The sequence below is a fragment of the Bordetella avium genome, from assembly GCF_034424645.1.
Classification (GTDB): domain Bacteria; phylum Pseudomonadota; class Gammaproteobacteria; order Burkholderiales; family Burkholderiaceae_B; genus Bordetella; species Bordetella avium.
Map to the genome: position 1 here is coordinate 1,360,785 of NZ_CP139969.1, position 16,527 is coordinate 1,377,311.

Annotated in this window: 15 protein-coding genes; 11 read left to right on the forward strand and 4 right to left on the reverse strand. The window is 60.6% G+C overall.

Annotation, left to right across the window (positions count from 1 at the left end; translation table 11 throughout):
* Positions 1 to 96 precede the first annotated feature (96 nt).
* The 6 genes from U0029_RS06535 to U0029_RS06560 are packed head-to-tail and all read left to right on the forward strand — an operon-like array spanning position 97 to position 5,077.
* A complete protein-coding gene (locus U0029_RS06535) occupies positions 97 to 1,200 on the forward strand; it encodes a polyamine ABC transporter substrate-binding protein (RefSeq protein WP_114852647.1) in 1,104 nt (367 codons plus the stop codon).
* A gap of 6 nt (positions 1,201 to 1,206) precedes the next feature.
* Positions 1,207 to 2,334: an ABC transporter ATP-binding protein gene (locus tag U0029_RS06540; protein ID WP_012417914.1), complete on the forward strand. Its 1,128-nt coding sequence runs from the start codon at positions 1,207 to 1,209 to the stop codon at positions 2,332 to 2,334.
* Positions 2,331 to 3,233, forward strand: a complete 903-nt coding sequence (locus U0029_RS06545; RefSeq protein ID WP_012417913.1) for an ABC transporter permease subunit — start codon at positions 2,331 to 2,333, stop codon at positions 3,231 to 3,233. The genes U0029_RS06540 and U0029_RS06545 overlap by 4 nt, the downstream gene beginning before the upstream one ends.
* On the forward strand, positions 3,230 to 4,036 hold the full coding sequence (locus U0029_RS06550) for an ABC transporter permease subunit (protein ID WP_012417912.1): 807 nt from the start codon (positions 3,230 to 3,232) through the stop codon (positions 4,034 to 4,036). Before U0029_RS06545 ends, U0029_RS06550 begins: the two co-directional genes overlap by 4 nt.
* Positions 4,033 to 4,383, forward strand: coding sequence for an arsenate reductase (locus tag U0029_RS06555; protein ID WP_012417911.1), 351 nt, complete (start codon positions 4,033 to 4,035; stop codon positions 4,381 to 4,383). Before U0029_RS06550 ends, U0029_RS06555 begins: the two co-directional genes overlap by 4 nt.
* 1 nt (position 4,384) lies before the next feature.
* Positions 4,385 to 5,077 (forward strand): DNA-3-methyladenine glycosylase, encoded by a 693-nt coding sequence (locus U0029_RS06560; protein WP_114852648.1) that lies wholly within the window; start codon positions 4,385 to 4,387, stop codon positions 5,075 to 5,077.
* On the opposite strand, the gene U0029_RS06565 is transcribed toward U0029_RS06560, so the two are convergent.
* Positions 5,078 to 5,767 (reverse strand): PhoP regulatory network YrbL family protein, encoded by a 690-nt coding sequence (locus tag U0029_RS06565; RefSeq protein ID WP_012417909.1) that lies wholly within the window; start codon positions 5,765 to 5,767, stop codon positions 5,078 to 5,080. It lies immediately after the preceding gene.
* A gap of 195 nt (positions 5,768 to 5,962) precedes the next feature.
* Here U0029_RS06565 and U0029_RS06570 point away from each other — a divergent pair, with 195 nt between their 5' ends.
* From U0029_RS06570 to U0029_RS06585, 4 genes are all read left to right on the forward strand, one after another.
* A complete protein-coding gene (locus tag U0029_RS06570; RefSeq protein WP_114852649.1) occupies positions 5,963 to 7,207 on the forward strand; it encodes a DNA recombination protein RmuC in 1,245 nt (414 codons plus the stop codon).
* Positions 7,208 to 7,292: 85 nt separating this feature from the next.
* The gene (gene rpiA / locus U0029_RS06575) at positions 7,293 to 7,967 is read left to right on the forward strand and encodes a ribose-5-phosphate isomerase RpiA (RefSeq protein ID WP_012417907.1); all 675 of its coding nucleotides are present in this window, start codon (positions 7,293 to 7,295) and stop codon (positions 7,965 to 7,967) included.
* A gap of 153 nt (positions 7,968 to 8,120) precedes the next feature.
* Entirely contained in the window at positions 8,121 to 8,849 is a 729-nt protein-coding gene (phoU, locus tag U0029_RS06580) for a phosphate signaling complex protein PhoU (protein ID WP_012417906.1), read from the forward strand.
* A gap of 120 nt (positions 8,850 to 8,969) precedes the next feature.
* The gene (locus U0029_RS06585) at positions 8,970 to 9,476 is read left to right on the forward strand and encodes a GNAT family N-acetyltransferase (RefSeq protein WP_114852650.1); all 507 of its coding nucleotides are present in this window, start codon (positions 8,970 to 8,972) and stop codon (positions 9,474 to 9,476) included.
* A 125-nt stretch (positions 9,477 to 9,601) separates the two neighbouring features.
* Here U0029_RS06585 and U0029_RS06590 read toward each other — a convergent pair whose 3' ends face one another.
* Together U0029_RS06590 and argA are read right to left on the reverse strand one after the other, a co-directional pair.
* Positions 9,602 to 9,874, reverse strand: coding sequence for an oxidative damage protection protein (locus U0029_RS06590; RefSeq protein ID WP_012417904.1), 273 nt, complete (start codon positions 9,872 to 9,874; stop codon positions 9,602 to 9,604).
* A gap of 109 nt (positions 9,875 to 9,983) precedes the next feature.
* Positions 9,984 to 11,339, reverse strand: a complete 1,356-nt coding sequence (gene argA, locus U0029_RS06595; RefSeq protein ID WP_012417903.1) for an amino-acid N-acetyltransferase — start codon at positions 11,337 to 11,339, stop codon at positions 9,984 to 9,986.
* A 207-nt stretch (positions 11,340 to 11,546) separates the two neighbouring features.
* Here argA and hrpA point away from each other — a divergent pair, with 207 nt between their 5' ends.
* Entirely contained in the window at positions 11,547 to 15,434 is a 3,888-nt protein-coding gene (gene hrpA, locus U0029_RS06600; protein ID WP_114852651.1) for an ATP-dependent RNA helicase HrpA, read from the forward strand.
* 57 nt (positions 15,435 to 15,491) lie between these two features.
* On the opposite strand, the gene lpxO is transcribed toward hrpA, so the two are convergent.
* Complete coding sequence (gene lpxO, locus U0029_RS06605) at positions 15,492 to 16,391, reverse strand: lipid A hydroxylase LpxO (RefSeq protein WP_114852652.1); 900 nt, start codon at positions 16,389 to 16,391, stop codon at positions 15,492 to 15,494.
* Positions 16,392 to 16,527: the final 136 nt, after the last annotated feature.

The window sequence follows — 16,527 nt, forward strand, 5'->3', positions numbered from 1 at the left end:
CGCGGATTATCTAGTCAGTTGCTTGGTAACCCCCCTTTAAAAAGGCTTTATCATTTTGCCTTTTGGCAATTCTCGAATTCGACAAAGGGGCTCGCGATGAAATCCTCGGCCGGAGTGCGTGTGGCGGCAGGGCTGGCGCTGGCAGCAGCGGCAGCCGCGCCTGCGCTGGCGCAGAACAAGGTCGTCAATGTCTATAACTGGGCGGAGTACACCGCGCCCGATACGATTCCGGGTTTCGAGCGTGAAACCGGCATCAAAGCGCGTTATGACGTCTACGACAACAATGACACCTTGCAGGCCAAACTGCTGACGGGCAAATCCGGCTACGACATCGTCGTGCCGTCCACCCATTACGCCTCGCGCCAGATCGAAGGTGGTTTGTTCCAGAAACTGGATAAATCCAATCTCCCCAATCTGAAATACCTCGACCCCGACATCATGGCGCTGGTCGCCCAGGTCGATCCGGGCAACCAGTATGCCGTGCCCTGGGGCTATGGCACCAACGGTCTCGGCTACAACGTTTCCAAGGTCAAGCAGATCATGGGCGACAACGTCGATCTGGCCAATTGGGACATGCTGTTCAACCCTGAGAACGCAGCCAAGCTCAAAGAGTGCGGCATTTCCATGCTGGACGAGGCCGCCCAGGTTTTCCCTGCGGTGTTGAAGTATCTGGGCAAAGACCCCAATAGCGACAAGCCCGAGGATTACAAAGCTGCGCTGGAAGCGCTCAAGAAAATCCGTCCTTACATTCGCCAGTTCAGTTCTTCGGGCTATATCGATGAGCTGGCCGTGGGCGATCTGTGCATGGTCTACGGTTTCTCGGGTGACGTCATGATTTCTCGCCATCGCGCGAACGAAGCCAAAAAGCCCTACGAAATCAACTACTTCATCCCCAAGGGTGGCGCGCCGGCCTGGTTCGACCTGATGGTCATCCCCAAGGATGCGCCGCACCCCGATGAGGCGCATGCCTTCATCAACTACATCGAAACGCCGGAAGTGCACGCGGCCATTACCAACACCATGTTCTATCCGAACGCCAATAAAGAGGCGCGCAAGCACGTGGTCAAGGAAGTCGCGGACAACCCGATGATCTATCCCTCGCCCGAGGTGTCCAAGTCGCTGTACGTGATCAAGGCGCAGCCCTTGGCCATCCAGCGTCTGCAGACGCGTTTGTGGGCTGAACTGAAGTCGGGAAGATAAGCCATCATGAGCGATAGCCGTTACACGGCACAGCACTCCGCCGACCCTGACGAGTTCGTCAAGGTCGTCGATGTGGTCAAGATTTTTGGCGATACCGTTGCGGTGCGCTCGGTCAATCTGGCTGTGCGCCGCAACGAGATTTTCGCCTTGCTGGGCAGTTCGGGCAGCGGCAAGTCCACCCTGCTGCGCATGCTGGCCGGTTTCGAAGACGCCACATCAGGCCAGATTCTGCTCGATGGCGAAGACATCACCAGCGTGCCGCCCTATCGGCGGCCCGTGAACATGATGTTCCAGTCCTATGCACTCTTTCCGCACATGACGGTCGAGGCCAATGTGGCCTTCGGTCTCAAGCAGGAGGGGGTGGATCGCGCCGAAATCCATGACCGCGTGTTCGAAGCGCTGGATCTGGTCCAGATGGCGGGCTATGCGCGGCGCAAGCCGCATCAGCTCTCCGGCGGCCAGCAGCAACGCATCGCCTTGGCTCGCAGTCTGGTCAAGCGCCCCAAGCTGCTGCTCCTTGACGAGCCGATGTCGGCCCTGGACAAACAGATTCGCCAGAAAACTCAGATCGAGCTGGTCAAGATTCTTGAACAGGTCGGTGTGACCTGCATCATGGTCACCCACGATCAGGAAGAGGCCATGACAATGGCGCATCGGTTGGCGGTCATGACCGACGGCCAGATCATCCAGTGCGGTACGCCACAGGAGGTCTATAACTTCCCGAATTCGCGGTTCGTGGCGGGCTTTATTGGCACGACCAACCTGTTTACCGGCACCATTGTCGTCGATGAACCCGACCATGTCTCCATCGAGAGCGAGGCGCTGACACGCCCTTTGTTTGTCAACCACGGCGTGAGCGAGCCGCTGGGCATGGAGGTGCATGTGTCTATCCGGCCCGAACGCCTGGTGGTCTCGCGCGAGCAGCCCGAGGGCGATTACAACTGGGCGCATGGCATGGTGAGTCATATGGCCTGGATGGGCAGCTATGGTCTCTATCAGATCCGGCTTGACTCGGGCAAGACAGTCGAGGCCAGCGTGCCCAGTCTGCAACTCTCCAATATGGACGCGCCCGGCATCGATGAAGAAATCTTTGTCAGCTGGGACGCCGACAGCGCTACGGTGTTGGCATCATGACGCGGCTGCGTCTGCCATCGGGACGCAGCCTGGCCATTTTGCCGCCCTTCATATGGCTGCTGGTCTTTCTGCTGATCCCCTTTCTGCTCGTTCTGAAGATCAGTTTTGCCGAACTGAAGTTCGGCATCCCGCCCTATACGCCTTTAGCCGAGTTCCAGGACGAGGCGGTGCAGTTCAGCTTGCATCTGCGCGGCTACATTCTGTTGTTTACCGACAGTCTGTATTTCGCCACCTACCTCAATTCGGTCAAGATGGCGGCGATTACGACCGCATGCTGCATTCTGATCGGCTATCCGATGGCGTATTACATCGCGCGCAGCGCGCCGCGCTACCGCAACCTGCTGCTGCTGGGTGTGATTCTGCCGTTCTGGACCTCTCTGCTGTTGCGTGTGTATGCCTGGGTCGGCATTTTGCGCAATGACGGCCTGCTGAACAAAGTGCTCATGAGTCTGGGCATCATTTCCTCGCCGCTGGAAATCTACCGCACGGACCTGGCGGTTTATATCGGCATGGTCTACGCCTATTTGCCGTTTTTCATCCTGCCGCTGTATGCGAGCCTGGTCAAAATGGATTTGCGTCTGCTCGAAGCGGCCTACGATCTCGGCGCGAGGCCCTGGCAGGCCTTCTGGCGCATCACCGTGCCGCTCTCGCGTCCCGGCGTGATCGCTGGCGCCATGCTGGTATTCATTCCGGCGGTGGGTGAGTACGTGATTCCGGAAATGCTGGGGGGCGCCGATACGCTGATGATGGGCCGCGTCATGTGGAACGAGTTTTTCAATAACACCGATTGGCCGATGGCCTCCGCCGTCACCTGCGTCATGGTGTTGCTGCTGTTGGTGCCCCTGGCGTTGTTCCAGTACAACCAGGTCAAGCAACAGGAAGCCGGAGGCCGGGCATGAAGGGGCCTAACAAAACCCTGCGTGCCGCCGCGCTGGGCCTGGGTTACTTCTTTCTGTATGTGCCCATCCTGAGCCTGATGGTGTTCTCGTTCAACGATTCCCCTCTGGTTACGTCCTGGACCGGCTTTTCCTTCCGGTGGTATCACTCGCTCTTCAATGACGACACCCTGCTGCGCGCGGCTTGGTTGTCGTTCAAGATCGCCGCGCTCACGGCGACGGCCGCCACGGTCATCGGTACCTGGGCAGGGTATGTGCTTGCCCGCATGGGTCGTTTCAAGGGCTTCGGCCTGTATATCGGCATGTTGAGTGCGCCCCTGGTCATTCCCGAGGTGGTGCTGGGCATTTCGCTTTTGCTGATGTTCGTCGAAATGCGTGGCCAACTGGGCTGGCCTGCGCAGAATGGCATATTCACCATCTGGGTAGGGCATGTGACGCTATGCATGGCTTTCGTCGCCGTGGTCATCCAGTCGCGCATCCGCGACATGGACAGGTCGCTCGAAGAGGCCGCGCTCGATCTCGGCGCCACGCCCATCAAGGTATTTTTCGCGATCACGCTGCCGCTTATTGCGCCGGCGCTGGCTTCGGCCTGGCTGCTGTCATTCACTTTGTCCTTGGATGATGTGGTGCTGGCTTCCTTTTTGTCGGGGCCGGGCTATACGACGCTGCCGATGGAAATTTTCTCTCGCGTGCGTCTGGGGCTCAAGCCTGAGGTCAATGCCTTGGCCACGCTTTTCATCTTGGTCGTGGGCACCTGCGTGATCATCGCCAACCGCATGCAATCCCGACGGGAGAACCCATCATGACTACGCTTTATGGACTGAGCAAATGCAGCACCTGCGTCAAGGCGCGTGAATGGCTGAGCGCCCACGGCGTCAAACATGATTTCATCGACTATCGCGACCACCCCGTACCGGCCACCACGCTGCAGGCCTGGGCCGGCAAGCTCGGGGGGTGGGAAAAACTGGTCAACCGCGCCTCTATGACCTGGCGCGGTCTTTCCGATGACCAGAAAGCCGCCAGCACGCCCGCTCAATGGACCCGGCTTATCGCCGAGTATCCGGCGCTGGTCCGCCGCCCGGTGGTGGTCACGGCTGACGGCGAGGTCAGTGTCGGTTTCTCCGAAAAGCGGTTCGCCGAACGTTTTGCCTGATATGCAAGCGCTGCAGCGTCTGCCCGATGCTTTTTTTGATCGGGACGCCGCGACCCTGGCGCGGGATCTGCTTGGCAAGGTCTTGCGCCGGCGTCTGGGTTCGCTCTGGCTCTCGGCGCGCATCATCGAAACCGAAGCCTATTACCTCCATGAAAAAGGCAGCCACGCCTCCTTGGGCTATACCCACAAACGGCGGGCGCTATTCATGGGGGGCGGCACCCTCTACATGTATTACGCAAGAGGCGGCGATTCGCTGAACTTCAGCGCCCAGGGGCCAGGCAATGCGGTACTCATCAAGTCGGCTTATCCCTGGCTGGATGAGGTGTCGGGCGAAGAGGCGCTGGCTCTCATGCAAACGCTCAACCCGGATGCCCGGGGCGCTGCCCGGCCTCGCGAAAGACTCTGCGCGGGCCAGACGCTCTTATGCCGTGCTCTGCACTTGAAAGTCCCTGACTGGGATGCAGCGCGTTTCGATATTGATGAGTTCTTCGTGCAGGATGCCGGGCTGGAGGTGCCGCGCATGATTCGTTGCGCGCGTCTTGGCATTCCGGACGGTCGCGACGAACATCTGCCTTACCGTTTCGTTGATCCGGCCTATGCCCGGTTCTGCACACGCAATCCCTTGCGGCGCGGTCAGCAGGCGGGTCGTGACTATATGTGGATAGATCGCGAAGGGCGCGAGCTGCCCGCCTGATCAGAGCGGAACAGGCAGCTTGGCCCGCATGTTGCGGTATTTTTTAAGCAGGCGGCGGCGGTTGAGGCGGCGGCTCCAGGCATAGGCCGGGATCAAGGGCTGTACGCCAAACCCGTCCACCAGAAACAGCCCATGGCGGCCTTCGGCGTTATAGCCCATCACCACGTTGCCCGCCGAAATGTCGTGCGCCACGACGTGGGCGTCTGCCAGATCTTCGAACAGCTGATCCATCTGCCGGGCAATGTCCTGGGTATACAGGCCTTGTTTGATCAAGTCCTTAAGCGAGGGCGCCATATTGCCGTTTTTGTCGCGTATTTTTTCGACCAGCAGACCCAGGCCCAGATTGGTCTGGGCCACGCCCATCACCCGCGCCAGCGGCACCTGCCAGATACCGGAGGGACGGGTGGTGCTTGTTACGTATTCATTGAATTCGTTCAGATAGACGCGATAGGCGCTTTCGCGCTGGAATTGCTTGTACCAGCGTTTGAACGGGCGCGAGGCAAGATAGACACCGCGGGCCTGCATGTCCATGACTTTGATCAGTAGGCAGGAATCGTTCGGGTGTTCGAAGACGTAACGGTCGCCACCATGAGCCAGCAATGACGCGTCATTGAGGTCGATGGGTCCGAAGACTTCGTGAAAATGGGATTTCTCAGGGGCCAGCGCGAAGCGGGGGGATGTCAGTAACATGTATCCAGGCAGCCAGTACTCGCCTTTTTGGGTTGATGCCTTCATTTCATCTTATCTTTTTCCAGCTTAAGCAGGGCTGACAAAGCGCCGAAAGAGTTTCGATGTGTTGCAGTATTGACAGTTTTTTTTGCAGAATGAATTGCCGAGGCGTTTCCGCGCCTGTTTTTTTTACTCTGCGTTTGGGGAGAGAGTTTCGTGGTGTTACAGGATGTTTTGCTCTGGGCTGCTGCCGGCGGCGGCGTGCTGGCGGCGCTGGCCGCGGGGTGGGCCGCTCTGCGATCGGCCGCCAATCAAGTGCAGTTGCAGTCTCTGCATGAGGCCTTGGAGCGGGTCGAGCGAGGCCTGCGCGCCGAGCTGGCGGAAAGTCATCGAGAGGGCCGCCGCGAGGCTGCGGAATCGCTAGGCCGCTTCGGCAGCCAGTTCGGCGAGCGTTTGCAGGGGCTGGTCGAAATCAACGATCGGCGCATGCAGGATATCCGTCATACCGTGGACCAGCGTTTGCAGACCTTGCAGGCGGATAATGGCGCGCGGCTGGAAGAAATGCGCCGTACGGTGGACGAAAAACTGCACGCCACGCTGGAGCAGCGCCTCGGCGAATCTTTCCGGCTGGTATCCGAGCGTCTGGAGGCGGTGCATAAGGGACTGGGGGAGATGCAAAGCCTGGCCGCCGGTGTGGGTGATCTCAAGCGTGTGCTGACCAACGTCAAGTCGCGCGGCACCTGGGGCGAGGTGCAATTGGCCCGCCTCATCGAAGACAGCATGACGGCTGAGCAGTATGGGCGCAACATCAAGCCGATACCCGGCAGTAACGACATCGTCGAGTTCGCCATCCGGTTGCCCGGGCGTGATGCCGAGCCGGTCTGGCTGCCGATCGATGCCAAGTTTCCCAAAGAAGAATATGAGCGCCTGTTGGCAGCTCAGGACGCAGCCGATCACGAGGCTGCCCGCAGCGCGGGTCTGGCGCTGGCCCGCGCCGTGGAAGCACAAGGTCGTCTTATCGCAGCCAAATATGTGTCGCCGCCGCACACGACAGACTTCGCCATCATGTTCTTGCCGACAGAAGGCTTGTATGCCGAAGTGCTGCGCCAGCCTGGCCTGATCGACAAATTGCAGGCCTTGCGTGTCAATGTCGCCGGCCCGACCAATCTGGCTGCGCTCTTGAACAGCCTGCAAATGGGTTTCCGTACCCTGGCTATCGAACGGCGTTCTTCCGAAGTGTGGCAGGTGCTGCGCGCGGTCAAGACGGAGTTCAACAAATTTGGCGATTCACTCGCCAGCGTCAAGAAATCCCTCGATAACGCAAGCAGCAAGATCGGCCAGACCGAAACGCGCACCCGAGTCATGCTGCGCAATCTGAAAGCGGTGGAAGCCCTGTCTGGCGAAGAGGCCGAGCGCCTGCTTGCCAACGGTGGCGAGACGGCCGATCCTGCAGAATCCTAGGCGCGCAGGCGTCAACGCAGCGGTATCTGCTAAATTGCCGTCTGCTCCTTTCATTTCGGTGTTTTGCGCGCCGTTTTTTCTCATCATGCTTACTCAGCAACAGCTCAAACAACAGGCTGCCGACGCGGCGCTTGAATTCGTGGAACAGGTCGCCGGCCCCGATGTCATCATCGGGGTGGGCACTGGCTCGACCGCCGATCTCTTCATTGACGGGCTGGCCCGTTTCGCCGGGCGCATCCGCGGCACGGTCGCCAGTTCAGAGCGCAGCGCCCAGCGCCTGGCTTCGCACGGTTTGCTCGTGCTGGACCTAAACGATGTCCAGTACATGCCGATTTATGTCGACGGCGCGGACGAGATCGATGCCAATCTGCATATGATTAAAGGCGGTGGTGGCGCCCTGACCCGCGAAAAAATCGTGGCGTCCGTGGCCGAGCGCTTCATCTGCATTGCAGATGAGTCCAAGCTTGTCGATCGCCTGGGTGCCTTTCCGCTGCCGCTGGAGGTGATTCCCATGGCTCGCGCAGCCGTGGCGCGCAGCTTGGCGGCGTTGGGCGGCGAACCCCGTCTGCGCGAAGGTTTCGTGACCGATAACGGCAATATCATTCTTGACGTGCATGGCCTGAGCATCAACGATGCTCCCGCGCTGGAGGCCCGCGTGAACAATATTCCGGGCGTGGTCACCTGCGGCCTGTTCTCGCTGGCCGGCGCCGATGTTGCCTTGCTCGCAACCCAGAACGGCATCCGCCGTCTATCGCGCTGAAGGAGGGCCGCTTGCCCGGCGAGGGAGGCGGCATTCATAATCCTGTCACACTCGGGTCATAACCTTGCGCATCGGCAGGTCCCCCGTGTCACTCGTCATCACGGAAGGTCATAAGGGGACACAGTCATGAGACCACAATCGCAGGGAGTCCGGATGACGGAGCACACTAATAAACAGTTCGACGCCGATCTGGGCGCAGTCCGTTCGCAGTTTTTGCAGATGGGCGGCGTGGTCGAGGCCATGATCCACGAAGCCATCGAGGCGTTGGCGGCAGGCGATATGGCGCTGGTCGAGAAGGTCCGCGAGCGCGAAAAAGAAGTCAATCGCCACGAAGTGGAGATCGACGAGCGCATCAGCCTCATCCTCGCCCGTCACCAGCCGACCGCGATCGATCTGCGTACTTTGCTGGCTGTCTCCAAGATGTTGACCGACATGGAGCGTTCGGGGGATGAGGCCGAGAAAATCGCCACCGCCGTGCGCCGCATGTATGAGCACAACCACCAGCAGATTCCTCTGATTGAGCTGCGTCATATGTCGGTCAATGTTGGCAATATGCTGCATCAGGCCCTCGATGCCTTCGCACGTCTCGATCCCATTTTGGCCGCGCATGTCGTGCGTAGCGACAAAGAAGTCGATAAAGAGTGGAAGGCTGCGCTGCGCAACCTCATCACCTATATGATGGAAGATCCGCGCACTATTTCGCGCGCCATCGACATGGTGTTTGTAGCCCGTGCCCTCGAACGTATCGGCGATCACGCCAAAAACATGGCTGAACGCGTGATCTATATGGTCAAGGGCGCCGACGTCCGTCATACCGGGGTGAAGAACACAGAACGCCAGGCTCGTGGCGAGCAGGACAGTGGCGAACAGCAGGCTGGCTGACGCAGGGCGAGCACAGCAAAACCCGGCTTTGTGCCGGGTTTTTTTCTTCTTGATGCCTGCTTTTGCGGGATGCGTCCGGGGCGTAGTGCGAGAATGCCTTTTTCGCCTGGGAGACTGCCCATGTCATGGACGACTATCGAGATCGTCACAGCGCGTCTGCGTCTGCGTCCCTTTGCGCCGTCCGATGCCGCCGAGGCGTTCTCCTGTATCACCCCAACGCTGACGCGCTATATGACGTTTGAGCCCGCGCCCAGCGCTGCGGATTTCGAGACAGTCTGGCGGGCCTGGTTGCCGGCGATCGCGGCAGGCACTGATTTCACATTTACCCTCCGCTCAGACGGGCGCTTTATTGGCCTGGCGGGTCTGCATCGCACGGGCGACCCCGAACCGGAACTGGGAATCTGGGTGCGCGAAAGCGAACACCGCCAGGGCTATGGCAAGGAGGCCGTTGCCGCCGTCGCCGCCTGGGCAGGCGCGGCATTTGCCGCGCGGGCCTTGCGCTATCCGGTAGCCGAGAAGAACCTTCCTAGTCGTCGTATCGCCGAGCGTTTGGGCGGGCAGGTGTTCGCGCATGAACAAAAAGCCAAATACCTGGCCCTTATTTACCGCATTCCTGTCAGGGAATGAGCCGAAGACAGCCCGATGCTCGATCTGCCTGGATTGTTGTCAGGAGGCGCGGCGGCCTGCTTGCTTCAAGCGCTGCGCCGGGCAGATCCCGGGAGGGCCTGCCCTGAAAACGCGGGCCTAGCGCTTTAGGCCGAAGGCGGGACGTAACCCTGTGCTTCGACCGTACCGTCTTCGAACAAAAAGCGTTCCATCTGCTGTTGCAGATACTTGCGGGCGCGGGCATCGGCCAGGTTCAGGCGGTTTTCATTGACCAGCCGCGTCTGGATTTGCTTCCATTCTTCCCAGGATTCTTTGGAAATTTCACGCCAGATGCGCGCTCCCAGTTCGCCGGGGTAGGGCGGATAGTCCAGGCCTTCGGCTTCGCGTTTGAGTTTCACACAGTTGACGGTACGGGCCATTTTTCTGCTGCCGCTAAGTTAGGAATGCCCCATTTTAGCGGGCTTGGCCCTCGCTGCCGACCCAATAGACCCTGCGTTGTGCAGGGTCTATTGGGTTTGTCTGCTTGCTTTACAGCTTCTTGATGAAAACCAGGCTGTTGCGCGAGCGGTTGTAATGGTGCTGGCGGTCAAGCGGCATGTCGGCGACACCGCCCTGGACGAAGCCGCGTTTCATAAACCAGTGCGAGGTGCGGGTGGTCAGCACGAAAATGCGTTTCAAACCCAGAGCGCGGGCACGCGACTCCATGTGACGCAACAACATTTCTCCTTCGCCCGATCCCTGCCATTCAGGATGGACAATCAGGCAGGCCATTTCCGCCATGCCGTCTTCCGGATAGGGGTAGAGCGCCGCGCAACCGTAAATCACGCCATCGTGCTCCAGCACGGTGAAATGATCGACGTCACGTTCGATCACGCCGCGCGGCCGAGGCACCAGCGTGCCGTCGGCTTCCAGCGGCTCGATCAGGCTCAGGATGGCGCCCACATCGTCCAGCGTAGCCGGGCGCAGATCGTCCAGCGTGTCTTCGACCACCATGGTGCCCACGCCATCATGGGTGAAAATTTCCAGCAGCACGCTGCCGTCCAGGTCGTAGGGTACGACGTGGGCGCGGGCGACGCCGCGCTTGACCGCTAATGAGGCATGGCGCAGGAAAAACGCCGTGTCTTCTTCGAGCTCGCCGGTGGCCAGCAGCGCGTCGGCATCGATCCGCGCCAATTCGGTATCCACCGTGCCGTCTGCGTTCAGCACGCCAGGCGAGCCGGACAGGAAGATGAGTTTTTCCGCACGCAGGGCCACCGCTACGCTGGTGGCCAGGTCTTCCATTGCGAGATTGAAGGCTTCGCCGGTGGGTGAAAAGCCCAGCGGCGACAGCAGCACGATAGAGCCGCGTTCAATCGCGAACTTGAGCGCCTCGATATCGATCTTGCGCACATGGCCGGTGTGCCGGTAGTCCACGCCTTCGATCACGCCCGCCGGACGGGCCGTGACGAAATTGCCGGAGATGATGCGCACATGCGCATTGGACATGGGCGTGTTAGGCAGACCCTGGCTAAAAGCGGCTTCGATGTCCAAGCGGATTTCGCCTGCGGCTTCCTTGGCGCATTCCAGCGCAGCCGCATCGGTGGGGGCCAGGCCGCGTCCGAACTGCTGCGAGAAGCCTTTCAAGTGCAGTTGCTCGTTGACCTGCGGCCGTGAGCCGTGCACCAGCACCAGATGAATGCCTAGCGCCGACAACAGCGATAAATCTTGCACCAGCGTGTTTAGCGCGCCGGCCTGCACCAGATCACCGCCAAAAGCCACCACAAACGTCTTGCCTCGGAAAGCATGCACATAGGGCGCCACCTCTCGAAACCATCGCACGAACTGCGCAGGGGCGAATTCGGGCGCTTCGAGTGCTGAGACGGTGTCGGCTTCCAGGTCGGGCATGATGAGGTGATTGATCCAGGGTAAAGAAAACAAGGGCGCCGCTTTGCTTGCGGCGCGACAGGCCGCATAGGCGGTTCGGGAAATTATAGGGCGGCTACGGCAAGCTGTGAGGCATTGATTTCGACGCTGTTGCGCACAGGAACAGGCGGGTCGGCGGCGTATTCGGCCCGGCAAATTTATAATGCTGTTTCAAAGGACCCATCACTCATGCCCGAAACGCCTCGTCCGGCCGCGTCGCGCTGGCCTGCGCCGGATCGCCCGGATCGCCCGGAGCGCGCCGACCGCCCCGAGCGGCCCATCCCTGCCATCTCTTATCCCGAGGACCTGCCCGTCAGTGCGCGGCGCGAGGAAATCGCGCGCGCCATTGCCAGCCATCAGGTGGTTATCGTCAGCGGCGAAACCGGCTCCGGTAAAACCACCCAGTTGCCCAAGATCTGCCTGGAACTAGGGCGCGGAAGGCGCGCCATGATTGGCCATACCCAGCCGAGACGGCTGGCCGCCACGTCGGTCGCCAAACGCATCGCCGAAGAGCTCAACACGCCTATGGGCGAGGTCGTGGGCTATCAGGTGCGCTTTAATGACCGCACGGGCCCCAATGCTGCCATCAAACTGATGACAGACGGCATTTTGCTGGCCGAGTCGCAACGCGACCCCCTGCTGCGGCGCTATGACACCATCATCATCGATGAGGCTCACGAGCGCAGCCTGAACATCGATTTTCTGCTGGGCTATCTCAGGCAATTGCTGCCACGCCGCCCGGATCTGAAAGTTGTCATCACCTCGGCGACCATCGATGCCGAGCGTTTCGCGCAGCATTTCGCCGACAGCCAGGGCAAGCCCGCGCCGGTTATCGAGGTTTCGGGTCGTTTGTACCCGGTCGAGATCCGCTACCGGCCTGTTGTGCCGCCGCAATCCGATGAGGCGGCGAGTGCCGCCACGTCGGCCAAGGCTGGACGCGGCGACGAAGAGCGCGATCTTATCGATGCCATCGTGGACGCGGTGGACGAGTGCGCACGCCACGGTCCGGGCGATGTGCTGGTGTTTCTGCCGGGCGAGCGGGAAATCCGCGAGGCCTTGGAGGCCTTGCGCAAGCGCCATCCGGCCGGCACCGAAATTCTGCCGCTGTATGCACGTCTGTCGCAGGCCGAGCAGGAGCAGATTTTCCATCCGCGTGGCAATAGCCGAAGGGTGGTGCTTGCGACCAACGTGGCGGAAACCTCCCTCACCGTGCCGGGCATCCGCTTCGTAATCGACAGCGGCCTGGCGCGCATCAAGCGTTATTCCTGGCGCAACAAGGTCGAACAGTTACGCATCGAACCGATCAGCCGCGCTTCGGCCAATCAGCGCGCGGGTCGTTGCGGCCGTATCGGCCCGGGTTTGTGTATCCGCCTCTACGACGAGACGGACTTTAATGCGCGTGCACCCTTTACCGATCCCGAGGTGCTGCGTTCTTCGCTGGCCTCCGTGATCTTGCGCATGAAAGCGCTCAAGCTCGACGACATCGAGCAGTTTCCCTTTGTCGAAGCCCCTCCCGGGCGGGCCGTGGCGGATGGCTACCACCTGTTGCAAGAGCTGGGCGCCATTGAAATGGCGGACGACGAGGCCGAAGACGGCAAGCGTAACTTCGTGCTGACGCGCACGGGCCAGGAGCTGGCTCGTCTTCCCGTGGACCCGCGTATCGGGCGCATGGTCCTGGCTGCGCGCGAGCAGCAATGTCTGGAAGAAATTCTCATTATTGCCGCGGCGCTGTCCGTGCAGGACCCGCGCGATCGCCCCATGCATGAGCGCGAGGCCTCGGAGGCCGCTCATGCCAAGTTCGCTGATGACAAGTCCGAGTTTCTGTCGTTTCTCAAACTCTGGCGCTGGTATGGCGAGCAGGTGCAGCACAAGGCCTCGCAGCGCAAGCTGGTGAGTCTGTTGCGGCAGAACTTTCTGTCGCCCGTCCGTTTGCGCGAATGGCATGATGTGCACACGCAGCTGCTCGCTTTGGTGGGCGAGCAGGGCTGGCGCCTGAACCAGAGCGAGGCCACCTTCGAGCAACTACATCTGGCCTTACTGACCGGCCTGCTGGGCAATATCGGTTTCAAAAGCGAAGAAAGCGGCAGTTATCTCGGCACGCGGGACATCCGCTTCCATATCCATCCGGGCTCACGCCTGGTGAAAAAAGCAGGCCGTTGGATCGTTGCCGCCGAGCTGGTGGAAACAACCCGGCTCTACGCCCGCTGCGTGGCCCGTATCGAACCCGTGTGGGTCGAGCGCGTTGCAGCCCACCTGCTGCGCCGCAATTGGTCGGACCCGCGCTGGGAGAAAAAGGCCGGGCAGGTCGTCGCCAATGAGCGCGCCACGCTTTATGGCTTGGCGATCTATAGCGGCCGCCGGGTCCACTATGGCCGCATCAACCCCGAGCACGCGCGTGAACTATTTATCCGCCAAGCCCTGGTGCCGGGCGAGATCGATACCCGGCTGGCCTTCGTGGCGCACAATCGCAAGCTGATTGCCGGTATCGAAAAACTGGAGCATCAAACCCGCCGACCGGACATTCTGGTCGATGATGAGTTGATCTACGCCTTTTATGACCGGCAGATTCCCGCCGGTGTATCGCAGACCGCCACGCTAGAAAAATGGGTCAATGGTCTGGACAAGGAGACGGCAGGGCGGCTGATGCTCACGCGTGACGAATTGATGCGCCATGAGGCCGCGGGCGTCACCACGGAAGTTTTCCCGAAGCAGGTCGAGTGGCAGGGGGTGAGCATGGCGCTCGACTACCATTTCGAACCGGGCTCGCCGCGCGACGGCGTGACGCTGTCGCTGCCGCTGTTTGCGTTGAACCAGATCGACGCCCAACGCTGCGAATGGCTGGTGCCGGGCATGCTCAAGGAAAAGGTGCATCTGCTGCTGAAGTCATTGCCGCAGAAAATCCGCCGCCATTGCGTGCCTTTGCCGGACTATGCCGCCGGCTTTTACGAGCGCTGGTTCGAGCGCGCCGCCGATCCGCAACGGAGCCTGACCGACGCGCTGATCGAAGATATGTGGAAGCAGGTGCAGCAGCGCCCCTTGCCCACGGACTTCAAGCTAGAAACGCTGCCCGCTCATCTGTTTATGAATTTCAAGGTGGTGGACGAACATGGCCGTATGTTGGGTGCGGGGCGCAATCTTGCGCAACTGAAGGCGGAGCTGGGCAAGCAGGCCCAGGCGACCTTTCAGCAGTTGGCCGCGCGCGACAGCGATGTGGCGCAGGCGCTGGCCCATGAAAACCTCACGGCCTGGACGTTTGGCCCCTTGCCGGAAATCATGGAGATCCGGCGTGGCGCGAAATCGGTGATTGGCTATCCCGCCTTGGTCGATCGGGGCGCGCATTGTGACCTCGATGTATTCGATGACCCCGAAGAGGCCAGTCGTCATCACCGCGCCGGTCTGCTGCGCCTGTTTCGCATCGGGCTGCGAGAGCAGGTCAAGTTCCTGGAAAAGAACCTGACCGATCTCACCAAAATGAGCATGTTCTACATGACGCTGGGCACGCAGGATGAACTGCGCGACCAGATCATCGATTGCGCGCTGGCGCAGGCCTGCCTGGGAGATCCCTGGCCGGCGAACGAGCAGCAGTTCGAGGCGAGGCGTCAAGATGGTAAGGGGCGTCTGGGCTTGCTGGCTCAGGAGGTCGCGCGGCTGTCGATGGCTATCCTGACGGAGTACGCGGCGCTGCTGCGCAAGCTGCCGCAGGCTAAGGCCCACGGGGCGGCCTACGCCGATCTGCAACAGCAGATCGGCGCACTCATGCCCAAATGGTTTGTGCGCGAGATTCCCTATAGCCAGTTGGCGCATTACCCGCGCTACCTCAAGGCCGCCGTCGCACGGATTGACAAGCTGCGTGCCGACCCTGCCCGCGATGCGCGCCTGGTCGCTGACATGGCGCCGCTGCTCACGCAGTATCAACGTGCACGTAGCGCGCTGAAGGGGGCGCCCGATCCGCGTCTGGACGAGTTTCGCTGGATGCTGGAGGAGTTGCGCGTGGCCTTGTTCGCGCAGGAGCTGCGCACGCCCATGCCAGTGTCGGTCAAGCGACTGATGAAGACTTGGGAGTCTTTGCGGCGTTGAGTGCAGTATGAAACAGGGCCCGCGATGCGGGCCCTGTTCTCGCTGGGGAGCGCTTGTTTACCAGGCCAGGAAAGCCGCTATGACAAGAATGATGAGCCCCCATTTCGCGGCCTTGTAGGCGGTTTTGTTCCAGGCCTTGAACTGCTTGCGTTTCTGGTCCAGTTTCCAGTGCAGATGCGTGAGCTTGTTGATCGCGCCGGTCTGGTCGCTCGAGTCGTTGGGAGAACTGGCCGCTGACATCACCTTTCGGCCGAACCAGTGGTTGACGGCCTCGGCCCAGCGCCAGCGCAGGGGGCGTTCGACGTCGCAGAACAGAATGATGCGGTTGCCTTCGCTTTTATTATGGGCTTCGTGCACATAGGTTTCGTCGAACACCACGCTCTCTCCGTCGCGCCAGCTGTAACGGTCGCCGTCAACCACGATGTAGCAGCGGTCGTCGTTGGGGGTGGCCAGACCCAGGTGATAGCGCAGGGAGCCGGCGAAGGGGTCACGGTGAGCGTTCAGCTTGCCGCCTGCAGGCAGTTCGGCAAACATTGCCGCCTTGACCTTGGGCAGGCTTTTGAGCAGCGCCACGGTTTTAGGGCATAGCTCTTCGGCGGACGGATGACGGGCCTCATACCATTTCAGGTAAAAGCGCTTCCAGCCGTACTTGAAAAACGAATTGAAGCCGATGTCGTCGTGCCGGTCTGCCGCCCTGATGCGGCGCAGCTCGGCCATTTTGAGGGCCTCGTCTCGGATCATCTCCCAATTGTCGTCCAGCGCCTGAAGCTCGGGAATTTCGCGGCTGGTGAGGTAAGGGGTGGTCGGTACCCGGGAACACAACACCATGAAGGCGTTGATCGGCGCCAGCAGGACGGAATGATCGAGAAATTGACGTGACAGCGGTAGACGCACGCGGCCACGAAAATGCACGAATAGGATAGAAGCCAGCCAAAGGCCGGGAATCAGCCATTTCATTTGGGGACGGATAGCTTAGCGGTACGATTGCATTCATTGTCCCATATCCCCGCGCCAGCTGGTTTTTGCTCGTCTCCAAATTGCGTAAGCCGCCCCGAGACCGGGGGCAAGCCAGAGGTGCGCGGGTACAATTCCC

What these genes read in the sequence shown, in the direction of transcription:
- rpiA (WP_012417907.1), top strand. Translation starts at nt 7,293, where the DNA reads ATGCTTACTCAGCAACAGCTCAAACAACAGGCTGCCGACGCGGCGCTT.
- U0029_RS06540 (WP_012417914.1), top strand. Translation starts at nt 1,207, where the DNA reads ATGAGCGATAGCCGTTACACGGCACAGCACTCCGCCGACCCTGACGAG.
- argA (WP_012417903.1), bottom strand. Translation starts at nt 11,339, where the DNA reads ATGCCCGACCTGGAAGCCGACACCGTCTCAGCACTCGAAGCGCCCGAA.
- U0029_RS06545 (WP_012417913.1), top strand. Translation starts at nt 2,331, where the DNA reads ATGACGCGGCTGCGTCTGCCATCGGGACGCAGCCTGGCCATTTTGCCG.
- U0029_RS06565 (WP_012417909.1), bottom strand. Translation starts at nt 5,767, where the DNA reads ATGTTACTGACATCCCCCCGCTTCGCGCTGGCCCCTGAGAAATCCCAT.
- hrpA (WP_114852651.1), top strand. Translation starts at nt 11,547, where the DNA reads ATGCCCGAAACGCCTCGTCCGGCCGCGTCGCGCTGGCCTGCGCCGGAT.
- U0029_RS06590 (WP_012417904.1), bottom strand. Translation starts at nt 9,874, where the DNA reads ATGGCCCGTACCGTCAACTGTGTGAAACTCAAACGCGAAGCCGAAGGC.
- U0029_RS06550 (WP_012417912.1), top strand. Translation starts at nt 3,230, where the DNA reads ATGAAGGGGCCTAACAAAACCCTGCGTGCCGCCGCGCTGGGCCTGGGT.
- U0029_RS06585 (WP_114852650.1), top strand. Translation starts at nt 8,970, where the DNA reads ATGTCATGGACGACTATCGAGATCGTCACAGCGCGTCTGCGTCTGCGT.
- lpxO (WP_114852652.1), bottom strand. Translation starts at nt 16,391, where the DNA reads ATGAAATGGCTGATTCCCGGCCTTTGGCTGGCTTCTATCCTATTCGTG.
- U0029_RS06560 (WP_114852648.1), top strand. Translation starts at nt 4,385, where the DNA reads ATGCAAGCGCTGCAGCGTCTGCCCGATGCTTTTTTTGATCGGGACGCC.
- U0029_RS06555 (WP_012417911.1), top strand. Translation starts at nt 4,033, where the DNA reads ATGACTACGCTTTATGGACTGAGCAAATGCAGCACCTGCGTCAAGGCG.
- phoU (WP_012417906.1), top strand. Translation starts at nt 8,121, where the DNA reads ATGACGGAGCACACTAATAAACAGTTCGACGCCGATCTGGGCGCAGTC.
- U0029_RS06535 (WP_114852647.1), top strand. Translation starts at nt 97, where the DNA reads ATGAAATCCTCGGCCGGAGTGCGTGTGGCGGCAGGGCTGGCGCTGGCA.